12 protein-coding genes are annotated in these 18,341 nt (G+C 42.1%); 9 read left to right on the top strand and 3 right to left on the bottom strand.

All coding sequences use genetic code 11. The features are described 5' to 3' along the window. Nucleotides 1-4: 4 nt before the first annotated feature. The 7 genes from rplQ (at nucleotide 5) to Q7J63_RS05535 (ending at nucleotide 12,154) form a co-directional block, all read left to right on the top strand. The gene (gene rplQ / locus Q7J63_RS05565; RefSeq protein WP_019596891.1) at nucleotides 5-532 is read left to right on the top strand and encodes a 50S ribosomal protein L17; all 528 of its coding nucleotides are present in this window, start codon (nucleotides 5-7) and stop codon (nucleotides 530-532) included. 125 nt (nucleotides 533-657) lie between these two features. Next, nucleotides 658-1,755, top strand: coding sequence for a glutamine-hydrolyzing carbamoyl-phosphate synthase small subunit (gene carA / locus Q7J63_RS05560; RefSeq protein ID WP_304884611.1), 1,098 nt, complete (start codon nucleotides 658-660; stop codon nucleotides 1,753-1,755). 22 nt (nucleotides 1,756-1,777) lie between these two features. Next, on the top strand, nucleotides 1,778-3,061 hold the full coding sequence (gene eno / locus Q7J63_RS05555; protein ID WP_304884609.1) for a phosphopyruvate hydratase: 1,284 nt from the start codon (nucleotides 1,778-1,780) through the stop codon (nucleotides 3,059-3,061). A 577-nt stretch (nucleotides 3,062-3,638) separates the two neighbouring features. After that, complete coding sequence (locus tag Q7J63_RS05550) at nucleotides 3,639-4,712, top strand: efflux RND transporter periplasmic adaptor subunit (RefSeq protein WP_304884607.1); 1,074 nt, start codon at nucleotides 3,639-3,641, stop codon at nucleotides 4,710-4,712. A gap of 5 nt (nucleotides 4,713-4,717) precedes the next feature. Continuing rightward, on the top strand, nucleotides 4,718-7,747 hold the full coding sequence (locus tag Q7J63_RS05545) for an efflux RND transporter permease subunit (RefSeq protein WP_304884605.1): 3,030 nt from the start codon (nucleotides 4,718-4,720) through the stop codon (nucleotides 7,745-7,747). Then, nucleotides 7,744-10,842 carry an efflux RND transporter permease subunit gene (locus tag Q7J63_RS05540; RefSeq protein WP_304884604.1) on the top strand — a complete coding sequence of 1,033 codons (3,099 nt, stop codon included), beginning with the start codon at nucleotides 7,744-7,746 and terminating at the stop codon, nucleotides 10,840-10,842. The genes Q7J63_RS05545 and Q7J63_RS05540 overlap by 4 nt, the downstream gene beginning before the upstream one ends. 118 nt (nucleotides 10,843-10,960) lie before the next feature. Next, a complete protein-coding gene (locus tag Q7J63_RS05535; protein ID WP_304884602.1) occupies nucleotides 10,961-12,154 on the top strand; it encodes a DUF4221 family protein in 1,194 nt (397 codons plus the stop codon). A gap of 100 nt (nucleotides 12,155-12,254) precedes the next feature. Here the strand turns inward: Q7J63_RS05535 and Q7J63_RS05530 are convergent, their stop codons facing one another. The 3 genes from Q7J63_RS05530 to Q7J63_RS05520 are packed head-to-tail and all read right to left on the bottom strand — an operon-like array spanning nucleotide 12,255 to nucleotide 15,658. Beyond that, nucleotides 12,255-12,950, bottom strand: a complete 696-nt coding sequence (locus Q7J63_RS05530; RefSeq protein ID WP_304884600.1) for a hypothetical protein — start codon at nucleotides 12,948-12,950, stop codon at nucleotides 12,255-12,257. Nucleotides 12,951-12,992: 42 nt separating this feature from the next. Beyond that, nucleotides 12,993-13,604, bottom strand: coding sequence for a Uma2 family endonuclease (locus Q7J63_RS05525; protein WP_304884598.1), 612 nt, complete (start codon nucleotides 13,602-13,604; stop codon nucleotides 12,993-12,995). A gap of 44 nt (nucleotides 13,605-13,648) precedes the next feature. After that, on the bottom strand, nucleotides 13,649-15,658 hold the full coding sequence (locus Q7J63_RS05520) for a dehydrogenase E1 component subunit alpha/beta (RefSeq protein ID WP_304884596.1): 2,010 nt from the start codon (nucleotides 15,656-15,658) through the stop codon (nucleotides 13,649-13,651). A gap of 311 nt (nucleotides 15,659-15,969) precedes the next feature. On the opposite strand from Q7J63_RS05520, the gene Q7J63_RS05515 reads away from it, so the two are divergent. Further along, a complete protein-coding gene (locus Q7J63_RS05515) occupies nucleotides 15,970-16,539 on the top strand; it encodes a helix-turn-helix domain-containing protein (RefSeq protein WP_019596900.1) in 570 nt (189 codons plus the stop codon). Between the two features lie 395 nt (nucleotides 16,540-16,934). Further along, nucleotides 16,935-18,248, top strand: coding sequence for a 30S ribosomal protein S12 methylthiotransferase RimO (gene rimO / locus Q7J63_RS05510; RefSeq protein WP_304884594.1), 1,314 nt, complete (start codon nucleotides 16,935-16,937; stop codon nucleotides 18,246-18,248). Nucleotides 18,249-18,341 lie beyond the last annotated feature (93 nt).

Raw genomic sequence — 18,341 nt, 5'->3', positions numbered from 1 at the left:
TAAAATGAGACACGGTAAGAAATTTAACCACCTTGGTAGGACAGCTAGCCATAGAAGGGCAATGCTTTCCAATATGGCCACTTCCCTAATTCTTCACAAGCGTATTTCAACAACGCTTGCAAAGGCTAAGGAATTGAGAAAATATGTAGAACCTCTTATTACAAGAGCTAAAGAAGATACTACACATAACAGACGTATCGCTTTTTCCTATCTTCAAAACAAAGACTCCATTAAAGAACTTTTTGGTGAAGTGGTTGTGAAAGTAGGAGATAGACCGGGTGGATATGTTAGAATTATCAAAACGGATTTCCGTTTGGGTGATAATGCTGAAATGTGTATCGTGGAATTGGTAGATTACAACGAATTGATGTTGAAAGAAGCCAAGCCTGCGAAGAAAACTACAAGAAGAAGCCGTAGAAGTTCTGACAAACCAGAAGAAGCTGCTGCGGTAACTCCTAAAGCAGCTAAGGCAGAGCCGAAAGCTGAAGAAACTGAATCAGAAGACAAAAAAGAAGATAAATCCGCTGAATAATATTATGCGAAACGCTTCTTTATATAAAGGGATTGGACATTAGTTCAATCCCTTTTTTTATATCCTTTAAATTTAACAAGGCATATCCTGAGAAAATCATTAAATTTGAATATCCAATTTTCGAAATGAACAAACAAAAAGCAACTCTACTCCTGGCAGATGGAACCGTGTTTCATGGCAACCTCATCGGGAATTCTGGTACCAATGGCGGTGAAATTTGTTTTAATACCGGAATGACCGGTTATCAAGAAATCTATACCGATCCCTCGTATACTGGTCAAATCATAGTCAACACCACATCACATATAGGGAATTATGGTGTGATGGATGACGAATCTGAATCCGAATCCCCATCTATTGCAGGGATTGTGGTCAACAACTTCTCTCAGGTTTTCAGTAGACTTGATGCCTCAGGATCCTTACAAGACTACCTTGTCAAGCATGGTATTTCAGGCATTGCGGATATTGATACACGCAAACTTGTAAGACATATCAGATCGCAAGGGGCAATGAATGCCATAATCAGTTCTGAGTTTGAAAATGATTTGGAAGGTTTGAAAGCCGAGCTTGAGAAAATTCCCAACATGGACGGGCTTGAACTTTCTTCCAAAGTTTGCACTACCGAACCTTACTATTTTGGAGATGACACTGCTGATATAAAGGTTGCTTGTTTAGATTTTGGAATAAAGAAGAACATACTGAGGAGTCTTGCAAGTAGGGGAGTCTATTGTAAAGTTTTTCCGGCCAAAACCAATCTAACCGAAATGGAAGCTTGGAACCCTGATGGTTATTTTCTTTCGAATGGACCTGGAGATCCAGCTGTGATGGGATATGCCGTGGAAACTACGCAATCCATCCTTCAAACCGGCAAACCACTTTTTGGAATTTGTTTGGGTCACCAAATATTGGCGGAAGCCAATGGTGTTTCCACTTTTAAAATGCACCATGGCCATAGGGGATTAAACCACCCCATCAAAAATCTAGTGACTGGGAAAAGTGAAATTACTTCTCAAAACCACGGGTTTGTGGTCAATAGGGAAGACGTTGAAAAAAACGAAAATATTGAAATTACACACGTACATCTGAATGATGGAACAGTTGCGGGAATCCGATTGAAAGACAAACCAGCTTTTTCTGTCCAGTATCATCCTGAATCTTCTCCCGGTCCTCATGACTCGAGATATTTATTTGATGATTTTATATCTTTAATTCAAAATAATTAAAACCTAACAAACCTTTTACATTATGACATTGATTCAATCCATTCATGCAAGACAAATTTTGGACTCCAGGGGTAACCCAACCGTGGAAGTGGATGTTTACACCGAAACTGGTGCATTCGGAAGAGCAGCTGTACCTAGTGGAGCCTCCACAGGAGTCAATGAAGCAGTAGAGCTACGCGATGGGGACAAAAGCAAATACCTTGGCAAAGGTGTGTTAAAAGCGGTTTCCAATGTGAATGATATTATTGCCCCAGAATTGGTAGGCATGGATATTTTTGAGCAAAACCTGATTGACCAGATCATGATTGGTCTTGATGGAACTCCAAACAAAAGTAAACTTGGAGCCAATGCTATTTTAGGAGTTTCCTTGGCAGTCGCCAAAGCTGCGGCGATGGAGTCAGGACAACCACTTTACAGATATATCGGTGGTGTTAATGCCAATACACTCCCCGTTCCGATGATGAATATCATCAATGGAGGTTCACATTCTGATGCCCCTATAGCCTTTCAGGAGTTCATGATCCGTCCTGTTGGAGCACCCAACTTTTCTGAAGCCATCAGAATGGGTGCTGAAATTTTCCATCATCTGAAAAAAATCCTTCATGATAAAGGCCTAATTACATCCGTAGGTGATGAGGGAGGTTTTGCTCCTAATTTCTCTGGTGGTACTGAAGAAGCATTGGGTTGTATTTTGGATGCAATCCAGAAGGCAGGTTACAAAGCTGGTGATGACGTTACCATTGCATTGGATTGTGCTGCTTCTGAGTTCTATAAGGACGGAATGTATGACTATAAAAAATTTGAAGGCGAATCCGGGAAAATCAGAACTAGGGAAGAGCAAGTTGAATATTTGACAGAACTTTCTGAGAAATACCCAATAGATTCTATTGAGGATGGTTTTGCTGAGGAAGATTGGAAAGGCTGGGCAATGCTTACCGCTAAAATCGGAGACAAAATCCAAATTGTAGGTGATGATCTTTTTGTTACCAATGTGAAATTTCTTCAAAGAGGAATTGAGGAAAAATCAGCAAACTCTATTCTGATTAAAGTGAACCAAATAGGGACTTTGACAGAGACACTGAATGCAATTGCCCTTGCTCACAAAGCTGGTTTTACTACAGTGATGTCGCATAGGTCTGGTGAAACCGAAGATTCTACCATTGCTGATTTGGCTGTTGCAGCCAACTGTGGTCAAATCAAAACCGGTTCAGCCTCAAGATCTGATAGAATGGCAAAGTATAATCAATTGCTAAGAATCGAGGAATTACTAGGGGAATCAGCCTATTTTCCTTTATCCAAAAAATAAATACTAAATTTCATGAATTAAAAAGGCAGCCATCTGGCTGCCTTTTTTGTTTTCGTCCTACTCGGTGAAAAATAACTAGCCACTTATTTTTATGCTTTTTTTAAATTGAGACCAAATTAAATCAATTAAAATGTCCCGCTGATTTCAGCGTATCGCTAAATGCCTATTGACAGTATATTGTGTAGTTTCATCAAAAATTTATGATTGTTATGGCGGTGGAGGTTATTGTTCTTTGTCGGTAAAGGATTGCCTTAATTTTTTTGAAATGTTGTTCCAAATTCAAATGGAGTGCTTATTGGAAGTTATTCTGGGGTTGAACCTAAAAGCAGATAGCAGATCCTTTTTATTTCACAGGCCCTTCCATCATTGAATGAATTTTGATTTTGTTGAGGACAATTCCCGTTTTCCAATTTCGGTTAATTGCCGTTTCTTGCCAATCACACTTATTTTATCATAAATACCATTAGGATGCTTTGACTCCGGAATTCAATTGATTTCCTAAATTTATCAAATTTTCCTTTTGATGGAATTTAATTATTTAGTTTATTAGTGAACGATTAGGTTAACATGATTTCTTATGAATCCAAACAGATTGTTTTTTATTGGCATTTTATTTTTAATGACTGTACTTTCCTGTAAGCAAGAGAAACCAGAAAGTCAGGACCAAACCCTAGAATCCTTCCGAGGAGAAGTAGCGGCCACCCTAGTGAATATTGCCATTGCTGAAAAAAAATCTTTTGACTATCTTATTAATGCATCCGGAAAACTGGAGGCGGTCAATCAAGTTAAAATAGTGGTACAGCGACAGGGGATTTTGAACGAGCTTTATGTTAAGGAAGGAGATTTTGTGGAAAAAGGAAAAATCCTCGCCAGATTGGATGAATCCAATATCCAGTTCAATCTCGAGAAAGCCAAAATCCAAAGAAAAAATGCAGAAGCCAATTACCAGTCAGAGATTTTGAGTTTTCAAACCCTCATGGAATCCGGGGATACAGCAAAAATCGCGCGCATCCAAGACCAACTGAAAGCAAAAAGCGGTTTGTTTACCTCCGAGATAGAGATGAAAGAGGCGGAACTGGATCTCCAAAAAGGGGTTATCATTGCCTCCATCTCCGGCAGAATAGCAGATCTCAAAATCAAGAAGGGAAGTTTGGTCTCTTCAGGAGAGGATTTGCTCGAAATCATCAACGTCAATCAGCTGGAGCTAAAAGTCAAGGTCCTCGAATCGGATATCAGTCAGATATCCATTGGTCAAAGTGCCTCCATTTTCCCTGTAAGCGGAGGGGCTGGAGACATTCTGGGAACAGTCCGCAGCATCAATCCCAAAGTGGATGATAATGGTCTCGTTCAGGTCAGTATTCAAGTCAGCGGCAACACTGGGCTTTTACCAGGGATGAATGCGAGAACAGTCATCCGTTCTCCCCAAAATAACAGTATTGTAGTGCCAAAACAGGCTTTGGTTTACCGGTCGGGGAGACCAGTGGTCTTTACGGTCGAAAAAAATGAATCCAAATGGAATTATGTGGAAGTCGGCAAAGACAACGGGAAAGAAGTTGAAATCCTCACCGGTATCGAAGTTAATGCCACGGTGATCACTTCCAACAATCTTCAGCTGGCCCATCAGGCACCCATTCAAATCGCAAAAGACTAAGGGCTATGGTTAGATTTTTATTGGCGAGGCCTATCGCGGTTTTGATGACTTTTGTCGCCTTGATGGTGTTTAGCCTTATCGTTTTTCAATCTCTTCCGATTTCCCTTTTACCTCCCATCGATGTGCCACAGATTGTGGTCAAGATAAATTATCCCAATGCTTCCCCCGAAGCGATTGAGCAAAATGTGCTATCTCCCATCAGAGAAGGCTTGATGACACTCAAGGGGCTTGAAGACATGGAAAGTAAGGCTGGAGGGGAAGTTGGTACCATTCGGCTCAGCTTTGATTACGGCACTAAAATGGAATTGGCCTATATCGATGTCAATGAAAAAATAGATCGAATTACCAGCAGTTTACCTTCGGGACTTCCTAGGCCTCAGGTAATCCGAATCAATACCAATGACATCCCGGTGGTCAGGGTCCAAGTGACCCCAAAAGAAGGCATCAATTACAATGAAGTCAGTTTGCTCGCAGAGAATGTCTTGAAAAAGAGACTGGAGCAATTGGAAGGTGTCTCCCTAGTGGATATCAATGGTAAAAAAGACCGTATCATCACCATCAGTCCCAACCTTGCTGCACTCAGGGCTTTGGGCTTGACCACTGACAATGTGATCAATGCCATCCGATTTGGCAATGAAGAACTTCCGGGAATCAGTGTTGAAGATGGTCAATTCAGATATTACCTACGGCTTGCCACCAGAGTGGACACTCCCGAAGACATCATGAAACTTCCCGTCACGGGAGAGGATGGTCTAGCGGTGGACCTGGGACGCGTGGCTGAGGTCAAGTACGAAATTAAAGAGCCCTTGGGGTATCATCTTACTGGGAGTCAAGAAGGCTTGGTCATCACGGTACACAAACAGGCTTCTGCCAAAATGAACTTGTTGATTCCATTGATTTATGAATCATTGGAGGTGTTCAAAGCTGATTATCCAGAAGTAACCTTCGAACTGACGCAGGATCAATCCATGTTGCTCAATGCCGGAATCAGCAACCTACAGACCAGCTTGCTATTCGGTGGACTGTTCGCCTTCGCGGTGTTGTTTGTCTTTATCGGCAATTACCGCACACCGGTAATCATCGGGATCAGTTTGCCGACTTCCCTGATCATCAGTTTTTTGGTGTTTTACTTTTTTGACATTTCCATCAATGTGATTTCCCTCAGCGGTTTGGCCTTGGGCTTAGGGATGTTGATCGATAATGCCATCATTGTATTGGACAATATTACCCGCAAAAGAGCCGAAGGATTGGATCTTTTTGAAGCCTGTGTAGAAGGGGTGAATGAAGTGCAGTCCGCATTGATCAGCTCCGTTTTGACCACACTGGCTGTTTTTATACCCCTGGTTTTCCTCAGCGGAATTTCAGGTGCCTTGTTTTATGATCAGGCAGTTTCGGTGGCAGCTATCCTTTTTGTTTCCCTTATGGTGGCCTTTATCTTCCTGCCGATGCTCTATTACTTTTTCTTCAGGTCAAAGGGAGATAAAATAATGGACAATGAAAACAGCAAAGCATTTAGTGGCATTTTAAAGGGCTACAAAGCATTGTTTAGAAAGGTTTTTCTTAGAAGGAAATTGAGTTTAGCCATTTTTTTAATCTTGATTCCTGCAGGATTATCAATCGGTTTTTTCTTGGATACACAAGGGCTTCCACCCATTGAAAAGTTTGATGTGATGGTGGAGATTGACTGGAATGAACCCATTGGGGCCTTGCAAAACAAAGACAGAATTGTCAGTTTGATGGAATCCATCAAGGGCAAATACAGCAAAGCAGAATCCGATATTGGTGTACGCCAATTTTTGTTGTTTGATGGGGAAAGCTCCATTCAGAAGGCGAGTCTTTATTTCCTTTTTGAAAGCGAAAGTGAAAAAGAGGAACAAATGCGATTGCTGGGAGATCTGATTGCACAAAATTTTCCGCAAGCGGCTGTTGGCATTATGGATGCTCCTAATGCTTTTGATCAGCTTTTTAATTCCAATATGCCTTATTATGAAGTCCGATGGAAAGATCTTGCGACCAAAAAGCCAGTTGAGGAAGCTAAAATGGATCAATGGCTGGAAGAATTCCCAGTGGATCAATGGGAACGTGGGCCGGCCTTGCAAAAAGAAGCCTCGGTGATTTTCAGGCTGGATGCAGCAAAAATGGCACTTTACGGGATTGATCTATCCAGGATTCAGGACCAGATTTTAAGGCTTTTCGGCAATTTTTCCATTACAGAGATCAAGCGGTTTGGAGAGATTACGCCGATCAGGTTGAAATCTAAGGACATTAATTTTGAACAGATGCTGCAAACCAATTATTTGATTGGCAGAGATGGGAACGAATACGCCCTTGGCAATTTTATCTCTTTTACCTACGAAAACCACTACAAGAATGTGACTGCTGACAAGGGAGGTATCTATCAATCTGTCACGTTGGAAAGCCAAAATCCTTCCGATTTCAATGCTGAAATTTCCCAATGGGGAGCCGATCGGAACTTGGGTGTAAGTTTTTTTGGACAGTATTTTCGGGATCGTGAAAATATCCGGCAGTTGATTGGCATCCTTTTGATTTCCGTTCTTTTGCTTTATTTCATCCTTTGTGCCCAATTCGAAAGTTTCATCCAACCTCTCATCGTGATTTTCACCTTGCCGTTGGGCATTGCTGGGGCGTTCGTGGTGTTATGGATTACAGGCACTTCGCTCAATGTGATGTCGGCCATTGGCTTGGTGGTCATGCTGGGAATCATGGTCAATGATGCCATCCTGAAAATTGACACGATCAACCGATTGAAGATCAAATACAAAAGTGATCCTTTGATGAATTCATCACAAATTCTGGACAAGGCTTTGTTTGAGGCCGGAGAAATAAGGTTGAAGCCGATTATGATGACCTCCATCACGACCATCTTGGCTTTGCTTCCGGTAGTTTTCAGTGCTGGATTGGGTGCTGATTTGCAGCGACCATTGGTCTTTTCGGTAATCGGAGGACTTACCATCGGGACATTCACTGCACTGTATTTTGTGCCATTGGCCTATTCTTTTATCTCAAAAAAATGACTCCTTTTAGAATCGTCATCGCTTTTATCGTTCTCTCAATCATTGGCATTGCTCTGGTGCCGAAGCTCTCGGTGGACCTGAACCCCAGGGAACAAGAGCCGATTTTGTCCATCAGTTACAATGTGCCGAGATCTTCTCCGGAATTGGTGGAAAAATTGGCTACCTCACCTTTAGAAGGAGCGATGTCCCAATTGGCAGAATTGAAAAAAATCAATTCCGTTTCCAATTATGACCGTGGATCGATAACACTTCGGTTTGACAAAAGGACGGACATGGAATTCAAGAAATTCGAAGTAGCTTCCATTATCCGTCAGGTTTATCCCTCGTTGGACCCAAAGGTTGCCTATCCCCTGGTGACACAATCCTCCGAGCGGAGAACGGATCTCAAAACCCCTATTCTCACCTACAGTGTGAATGGGCCATTTGCTTCCTTCGAAATCAAAAAAATAGCTGAAGACGTACTCAAAACAGCACTCAATCGCTTTGAAGAAATCGAAGAGGTCACGATCAGGGGAGCAAATGACTTGCAGCTTTACGTGACCTATGATATCCAAAAACTCCAGTCACTATCGCTTTCCAAAAGCAATATTTCCACGGCTGTATCCAATGCTTTTGGGCGAACTTATCCCGGCGCAGTGGTCAACAATAAAAATGAAACGCTTTTTATCCAAGTGGATCGCTCTCTGAAAGAAATCAGTCAACTGGAAAATCTGCTGATCACTACCAAGGCAGGGAAGGAAATTTATCTACGGGATATTGCCCAATTGACCCTGGAAGAATCCGAACCCAACACCTATTACAGGATCAACGGCAATAATTCCGTCACGCTTTCGGTCATCAACAGGGATGGAGTGAACAAGGTGATCCTGGCAAAAAACATCAAAGCTGCGATTGAAAACTCCAAAAGCCTTCTCCCGGCTGGATTTGAGGTGCGTTTGGAAAATGATGACACGGAGTTTTTGGAAAAGGAACTCCAAAAAATATACAAGCGATCGGGTCTTTCCATCTTGATCCTCATTGTCTTTATTTTCCTGATCAATAGAAATATCAAATACTTAGGGATCCTTTTTCTTGGCATATTCGTCAATCTGAGTATCTCGGGAATTATACTTTATCTGCTTAAGGTGGATATCCATTTGTATTCCCTAGCAGGATTGACCATTTCATTTGGCTTGATCGTGGACAATGCCATCATCATGGTCGACCATTTGCACAAGCATAAAAACCGAAAAGTGTTTTTGGCCTTGTTGGCAGCTTCCTTGACGACCATTGCGGCGCTGATGATCGTATTTTTCCTACCAGAGGAGGATAGGAAAAACCTTACTGAATTTTCGGTGGTGGTATCGGTCATGCTGGCGGTGTCTCTTTTTGTAGCCTTGTTGTTTACACCAGCATTATATGAGATGTTTTTTGGGTCCAAAGGAAACAAAGGAAGGGTGCTGTCTATCCCTCAACTGAGAAATAGGGTAAAGGCTTTCAGGATCTTCAGAAATGGGATTTCGTTTACGGCCAAATACAGAAAAGCTTTTGTGACCGTATTGATTTTGATCTTTGGGTTGCCGGTGTTTTTCCTTCCGGCCAAATGGGAAGGGCAGGAATGGTACAACAAAACCATTGGGTCCACTGTCTATCAGGAAGACATACGGCCACATGTGGATAAGTATTTAGGGGGATCTCTCCGGATGTTCGTCAGGGGCGTTTTTGAAAAATCATCCTATCGGGAGGCGGAGAAAACCCGGCTTTACGTGTCCGCCAGGCTTCCTTTTGGGAATACTTTGGACCAAATGGATTTTATCATGAAAGAGTTTGAGAACTTTTTGAAAGGTGTGGAGGGAATCGATCAATTTGTCACCTATATCCAGTCCGGCCAATATGCCCAAATCGTGATCACTTTCAAGGAAGCCTACGAAAAATCAGCTCTGCCTTACCAATTGAAGGGAAGACTTTCGGTGAAATCCACGGATTGGTCCGGAGCCGGTTGGAGTATCTACGGAGTGGGACAGGGATTTTCCACCGGAGGAACAGGTGATGGGATTCCATCTTTTAGGGTGGAAATGAAAGGGTATAATTATGATGAATTGGAAAAACAATCCGTGGTTTTGGCAGATAAGCTTCTTTTGCACAAAAGAATCCAAGAAGTCAATACCAATGAGAGATTGAATTACAATGAGCGGAAAACTGAAGAATATGTACTTCGTTTGGATCAGTCAAGCCTTGCCCTTGGACAAACCAACCAATACGAAGTTATCAATGCATTGAATGACGTATCCAAACCTGTGGGCCCCACGACGTATTTGGCTTTGGCAGACAAAAATTACGGAGTGGTGATCAGGGAAAAAGACGCGCAAAAATATTCTAAATTTGATTTGGAAGAAAATAGTCTGATCGGTGGAAAAGACAAGATATTCAAGGTGAGTAATTTCGGCACCCTCACCAAGGAAACCACCACCAATGCCCTGCACAAAGAAGACCGACAGTACATCAGAATTGTGGCATTTGAATACATGGGTTCAGCCAAATTCGGCAATGAATATTTGGATGAGGTTTTGGGGGAAGTGAAAGCTTCCATGCCTATCGGCTATTCCGCAAAAAAACAATCTTACAATTGGGATTTCAACAAAACCAAACGACAATATGGTCTGATTTTGATCTTGGTGGTCGCTATTTTCTTTATCTGCTCGGTACTATTTGAAAACCTCAAGCAGCCATTTTACATCATTGCCATTATTCCGCTATCCTTCATAGGCTTGTTTTTGATTTTCTCATTATTTGATTTTTATTTTGACCAAGGTGGGTATGCTGCATTTGTAATGCTGGGTGGCTTGGCGGTGAATGCGGCAATTTTTATTGTCAATGATTTGAATAACCGAACCAGTGGGACTTACAACAGGAATGTCTTGAAGGCTGTCGCCGGAAAAGCCATACCGATTATGCTGACCATCTTATCAACCTGCTTTGGTTTGATTCCCTTTATCATGGAAGGGCAAAATGAAATCTTCTGGTTTTCGCTTGCGATCGGTACGATAGGCGGATTGATCTTCAGTATTGTTGGGGTGTTTTTGGCGCTTCCTGTCTTTTTGTGGAGGAAAAAATGAGAGGGGTTAAAGTCTTTTCAGGACAAAAATAATTGAGCATTTTGTCATATAAATCATAATTCCCGACACTAAAGCATAAGGCTACCAATTTTGGGATGCTGTCAAAACAATCCTTTTTATGAAACGTCATCCCCTTCCCATTATATTAATTTTTTCCACCTTGATTTTTTCGCACTGTTCATCAGGTGATGAAGGGGCAATCGATGATCCTCTTGTTTCACTGGAACTTGAATTGGTAGATTCCTTGATGGTGGATGAATTGGTTCCCTTGCGCTTGCAGGATTATTCTAAGGAAGTCGGACTTTTTATCCTATTTGACTCCAAGTCCAAAAACCCCATTTTCGTTGATGAAAAAGGTGAAATCATCCACAGATTTAACCTTTCCAAAGAAGGGCCAAATGGAACTGGCGCCAACGGTGCTTTTGGGTATAAATTTATTGACAAAGAGAGGTTTGTGGCTCAGGGTGCGTTCTCTGGTTATTTTATTTATGATCTTCAGGGTAATCAAATTCGCAAAGTTGCCAACAATGCCAAAGAGCTGTATCGATTGAGTATTTACCGCAATAGAACGACTTTTCATCCTTTTGTCGAAAATGGGCAGGATCTGATGCTTGGGGAAGAGCAGAACTTTTTTTCGAATGAGGATGCTGATTATAAAAAACTCGGGACAGCATATTATGCCAAAATCAGTGGGGTCTACCGCTACAATTTGAATTCTGAGGAAAATGAAATATTGGAATCCTATCCAGAATTATGGGAACCGAGATTGAACGACCGTTTTGTGGGGCCTGATTTCCCATTTGTGGCCCTTCATGATTCCAAACAAAAATATGCATTGTTGCCTATGGTCGGTAATCAGGTTTTTGTTTATGAATTCAGGGAAGGAAAGCCAATCTTGACGAAGGACATCCACCTTTCTCATACGCTCCGGCCAGACTTGTCACCGCTGCATTCCACTGAATTTGAGAATTCCGATTCAGAATATCCCAAATTCAACAATATTCTATTTTCGGGAGAATACTTGATTGCTTCGTTCAGCTCCAAGATTCCTTTATCAGTCATCACCGAACTTCGAGCCAAATCGGAGGAATATTACAGGTTGCCGGAGTTCAAAGAAGCTCAGAAAAAATATGTGAAAACCTACCATATCGTAGTCAAGAACGGAAAGCAGATCGGAATCATTGATAATCTCTCTGTAAATGGGGAATTAGAATTCATGGATGCCAATGGAATCTTATATGTCAACGACAATGCGAACCCAGAGGAAGAGAGGGATTACAATATATTTTACAAACTGAAAATCAAACAGTAAAAAAGCTGATGGTTTTCTTATTGCCACCGCAATTGGAATTCATTTTTTCGTGAATGAATAAGATACAAAAACCCCTAAAAATAGATTTGAAATGATGGTTTCAAAAATAGAAACTCGCCCCAATGGAAGGTTGGATCATAGTAAATGGTGATCGTCTTGTCGAATAGACGAATTCACCATCCACTTCTCCGTCTGGGTCATATTGGTATTCAGTGTCTTGGCGTGTGAGGTAGTCCAGCCTGGTGCTGTTTTGATACATCAGTCTAATTTCCAGTTGGCCTTTTTGTGCGGATTTGAATGGGATCATCACTCCGCCACCGAGTTGATAGGCTCTCGACCAATCGGAAAAATCCCGGTCTTCCTCAATAACATCTTCAAATATGCTTGCTCTGATTTTGTACCGCGTGTAGGCATAGATCCCTCCTGCCTGAGCTTCGATAAATGGGAATACTTTTCCATAGATCTCTGGGAAAAACCGAAAAACACCCATCATGGTGAGCATGTTGTTGTTTCGCCTCAGGCGCAATTCATCGTTGAAACCTACATAGAGATCATCCCTTTTTTCCAGTTTGGTGCCATATATGCCATAGCCAAAACTCAATCCAATTTCCAAAGGGGTTTTAGGGATTTGGTAATTTGCCCAAAAAGCCAATTCAGGCAACAAGATGCCAGCAGCAGCAGCTTTAAAATCACCAATGGGAATCCCGGTTTTGACCTGAAAGCCTCCGATAAAATCCTGGGCATTTGTCTCCAAAAATGGAGAAAGAAAAGTAAGAAGGAACAATAAACGTCGCATAAATCTCATATTCAACACTTACGAAAAGTGCAAAAGAATTGTTTAGTCTAAATCCCTGAAAACATCTTCCAAATCCATACTGAATCCCTCGATACATCTGGAACCAACAACATCTCCATTTGTAAATAGCTTGGAGGGGACAAAATTGCCAGCGGTCAAGGAATAGATCAGCAAAGTCTGTTCCTCAGGATGGATGATCCAATATTCCTTCACTCCACTTTCTTCATAGACTTTATATTTGTATTTGAGTTCTTTTTGATTGTTACCGGGAGAAAGAATTTCTATGATCAGATCCGGTGCCCCAATACATCCGGCTTCATCGAGTTTGCTTCGGTCACATATCACACAGATATCGGGCTGGACTACCGTAAAAATGTCCTCATTCTTTTTTGAATGAACAGGCAAACGCACATCAAAAGGGGCTTGGTAAACTTTGCAGTTTTTTCCCTCCAAAAAATTAAAAAATCTATTGGTTATCTTGACGGATATTTCCTGGTGCCTTCTTTTAGGAGCAGTGGTCATTTTAAACACCCGGCCCTTGATCAATTCCACCATTTCATCTATCTCCCAGGTCAGGTAATCTGCATAGCTGTACCTGCCATATTTGGTAAAGGGTTCCTCTACTTTATCTGGGATTTTTTCCTCATTTTTCATAAACCCAATTTACCAAAAAATGACCTGACAATAAACTCCTCTATTTAATAAGCCAGCAATTTTTCCAACTTCTCTCTAAACCGTTCTATCGGCAGAAAATTCTTTTCCAAACTTGGCGCAAAGGGAACGGGAGTATCCAAGCTTCCTTCCCGCATGACGGGGGCATCTAGGAATTCAAAACAGTTTTCAGAAATCCAAGCAACAATTTCCGCACCGATCCCCCCAGTCAGACAATCTTCCTGAAGGAAAATAACCTTGCCTGTTTTCTTTACAGTGGTTTCCACGGCTGATTTGTCCCATGGCAGCAAAGTCCTCAGATCCAAAATGTCTGCGGAAATCCCCATTTCCTTCACGGCTTCTTTTGCCCAATGGACACCCATGCCGTAAGTAATGATGCTGACAGCATCTCCTTGTGAAACGAGATTGGCTTTCCCGATTTCGATGGTATAATACGGTTCAGGAACCGATCCGGAAAGTGACCGATAGAGTGCTTTATGTTCAAAATAGAGATAAGGATTCGGGTCCTCGATTGCGGAATTGAGCAATCCCTTTGCGTCGTAGGGGTTGGAGGGGTAGACAATCTTCAATCCTGGGGTATGAAAAAACCAGGCCTCGTTGGATTGGGAATGGAAAGGTCCCGCAGCGACGCCTGCACCGGTTGGCATGCGCACGACCACATCTGCATTTTGTCCCCAGCGGTAATGGCTTTTGGCGAGATTATTTACGATTTGGTTGAAGCCCACGGTGACAAAATCTGCAAACTGCATTTCTACCATGGCTTTGTAGCCTTTGATGGACAAGCCTAGGGCGGCGCCGAGAATGGCGCTTTCACAGAGTGGTGTATTCCTTACCCTTTCCGCTCCAAAAGCATCTTTAAAGCCATCCGTGATTTTGAAAACTCCCCCATACGTCCCGATATCCTGGCCCATCAAAACCAGTTTCGGAAACTTTTCCATGGACTGCCTCAGCCCATCGGAAATGGCATCTACAAATCTTTTTTCTGTCACCTTTTCCGAATTGGGATGGATGGTTTTCTGTTCGAAAGGATAAAACAAATCTGCCATTTCTTCCAAAGTATCCGCTTTAATGGTCTCCTCGCCAAAGGCAATTTCCAAAGCATCGTTGATGCTGGCTTTAATCTCCTGATTGATTTTTTCCTTAAGCAATGGCGTCAGCAAACCGATTTCTTCCAAATACCGTTCGTAGTTTTCCACAGGGTCTTTTAGCGCCCATGTTTCCATCAAATCCTTGGGGACATATTTGGTGCCGGAAGCCTCTTCGTGCCCGCGCATTCGGAAAGTCATCGCTTCCACCAAAACAGGTCTTGGGTTTTGGCGAATATCCTCAGCCAGTTTCAGAATGGTATCATATACTTCCAAAATATTGTTGCCATCGATTCGGATCGCCTCCATTCCATATCCAATACCTTTGTCGGTGAAGTTTTTGAAAGCAAATTGTTCCTCACTCGGAGTGGAAAGTCCGTATCCATTGTGTTCTACCATGAAAATAACTGGGAGTTTCCATGTTGCCGCCACATTCAATCCTTCATGAAAATCTCCCTCCGAGCTCGCGCCATCTCCTGTAAATACCAAAGTCACTTTCTGTTCCTTCGACAATAAATCTGCCAAGGCGATCCCATCTGCGACGGCCATTTGAGGCCCTAAGTGAGAGATCATTCCTACGATATTAAAGTCGTTTGTCCCAAAATGAAAGGACCTGTCTCGGCCTTTAGTGAAGCCTGATTTTTTGCCTTGGAATTGTGCGAAAAGTTTTTCCAAGGGTATATTTCTCCCCGTAAAAATCCCAAGATTGCGGTGCATTGGCAGGATATATTCATCCTGGGACAAGGCATTCACCGCACCGATCGATATCGCTTCTTGGCCCCAACCGCTAAACCATTTTGAAATCTTCCCTTGTCTGAGCAGGATCAACATCTTTTCCTCAATCCTCCGAGGGACCAAAAGTGATTCATATAGCGAAATCAATGTTTGATCATCGTATTCCTTGCGGTCAAAAATAATCGAAGGGCTGTTGCTGTTCTGTGAAGTCATCATGAGGGTTTATTTTCCCCACCAAATTATAACAAAGTTCTTGGGCAACAAAGGATGAGGATGGCAATTTTGGTGAGATTCCATTTCAAGCAGATGGCTATTGGAGCGACCAAAACAAGAAAGGAAATAGTGCGTTCGAACGAATTGAAGTAATAGGCGCTTTTTTGTTCATGGAAACCGACTTATTTTGAAAAAATATTGGTTCTAGGAAAAACAGAGTGGCCTCTTTCTATTTGGCATTGGGCAGTAAGAGGGATTAAAAAGAGCTAAATTTAAGCCAGGTCAAATTTTAAATACCTTTAGAAATAAAGAACATGGAGGAAATCCTGATCAAAAACATGGTTTGTCCCCGTTGTGTGATGGCGGTTGAAAATGTGCTCGAGGTTCAGGGAATCCCTTTCTCGAAAGTGGTACTGGGTAAGGCGGTGATAAAGGAATCATTGAGTAGTAGTCAAAACGAGGCCTTCGAAGGCGCTTTGCGGCAACTCGGATTTGAAATCCTAAAAGGAAAGGATGTCCAACGCATAGAAAAGATAAAAAATCTCTTGTCGGCACTATTTCAAAAGGAGGAAATCCCTTCCGGGTTTACAATATCCAGTTACCTCACCGAAAGTATTCCCGAGGATTACAGCAGTATCAGCCATCTTTTTAGCAGTTTGGAAGGCATCACCATCGAGAAATTCCTGATCCAAATGAAAATTGACAAAGTCAAGGAATGGCTTTTTTATGAAGAACTTTCCCTGAGTGAAATGGCGTGGAAGCTAAATTATAGCAGTGTACAGCATCTTTCCTCCCAATTTAAAAAGTTGACAGGGATGACTCCCTCGGCATACAAGAAGCTGAAAAGTAAAAGTGGACAAGGTTGGGAAGCGTCAAGTCCCTGAAAAACAGCAAAGGCGTCGACTTTCGTCGACGCCTAAAAATAATGCAAGAAGGTTAAAAAATGTTCGTTTGCTGTATGTCTCAAATCTAGGGAGATTCTAATGGGCAACGGCAACCAAATCATTAAGAATACTTTAATTATGCATGCTAAAAACCTCTTAATCGTAACGATTTGATAACTTTGTTTTTTCAGCCTTTTGGATTTCACGATCACATCCTTCTCAGGTAAAAGCCTTCGGCAAAATTTCATTCTTCTTCCCGGAGAGCATTTTTGGATTTAAAACCTCTTGAATGATGGAAATTCTCCTATCTATCAAACTTGGAAAAAGCTAATCTTTTAATTTTTCAATGTTCCAACCTTTAAATTTTATACCTTTGCCCCCAAAGCAGGAAATCAGTGAAAGCGAGAACATTAAAAAAAGACAAGGTCAATATCATCACCATGGGTTGTTCCAAAAACCTGGTAGATTCAGAGGTTTTATTGACGCAGTTGATAGGGAACGGGATTGATGCCTCGCATGAATCCAATACCAAAGACAACAACATCATCATCATCAATACTTGTGGATTTATTGACAATGCCAAACAGGAATCCATTGATACCATTCTTAAATATGTGAAAGCCAAGGAGAAGGGTAAGGTGGACAAGGTATATGTGACAGGTTGTCTTTCACAGCGCTACCGGGAAGAGTTGGAATTGGAAATCCCTCAGGTAGATGCATTTTTCGGGACAAGAGAGCTTCCCGCCATTCTGAAAAAATTCAAGGCGGATTACAAGCATGAGTTGGTAGGGGAGCGTTTGCTTACCCATTCCGCACATTATGCCTACATGAAGATATCCGAAGGTTGTGACAGGCCTTGTTCTTTCTGCGCCATTCCCATCATGCGTGGAGGACATATTTCAAGATCCATCGAGGATTTGGTCAAGGAAGCCCAGCACAAAGCTGCCAATGGCACCAAGGAACTCTTGCTCATTGCACAGGATTCCACCTATTATGGACTGGATCTGTACAAAAAAAGAAGGCTTGCCGACCTGATGCGCGCACTTTCCGACGTGGAAGGAATTGATTGGATCAGGTTGCATTATGCCTATCCAACAGGTTTTCCCATGGACGTGATTGATGTGATGAAGGAAAGACCCAATATTTGTAATTATTTGGACATTCCCCTGCAGCATGGTTCCAGTGCCGTGCTTAAAAGCATGCGAAGGGGAACGACCCGCGAAAAACAGGAAGAATTGATCCATTCGATCAGGGATTTGATTCCTGAAATAGCAATCCGAACCACTTTGATCGCCGGACATCCGGGCGAGGGCGAAGCTGAATTCCAGGAAATGGTTGATTTCGTGGAAAGAATGAAATTTGAACGACTGGGCGTCTTTACCTATTCCCATGAGGAAAATACCCACGCGCACACGATGGAAGACATCATTCCTCAGGAAGTCAAACAGGAAAGAGCAAACCATTTGATGGAAATCCAGGAGCAGATTTCTTATGATCTGAACCAAGAAAAAATCGGTAAGGAATTCAAAGTCCTCATCGATAAAAAAGAAAATGGACATTTTGTGGGAAGAACAGAGTTTGATTCTGTGGAGGTTGACAATGAAGTGCTGATCGATGCGGCCAAACATTATTGCAGGGTTGGGGATTTCGTTCAGGTGAAAATCACTGATGCGACAGAGTTTGATCTATATGGAGAAGTTTTAAATTGATGCTTTCAAAAAAAGCAAAATAGGTGCCCAATGATTTCAAGATCATTGGGCATTTTTTTTGCACCGGATCCATTTTTTGGACCAAATTCCAGA

Origin of the sequence: Rhodonellum sp. (assembly GCF_030656585.1) — a bacterium.
Lineage (GTDB): Bacteria > Bacteroidota > Bacteroidia > Cytophagales > Cyclobacteriaceae > Rhodonellum > Rhodonellum psychrophilum.
Note: the sequence above shows the minus strand (reverse complement) of the source record. Positions and strands in the feature narration are given on the sequence as shown.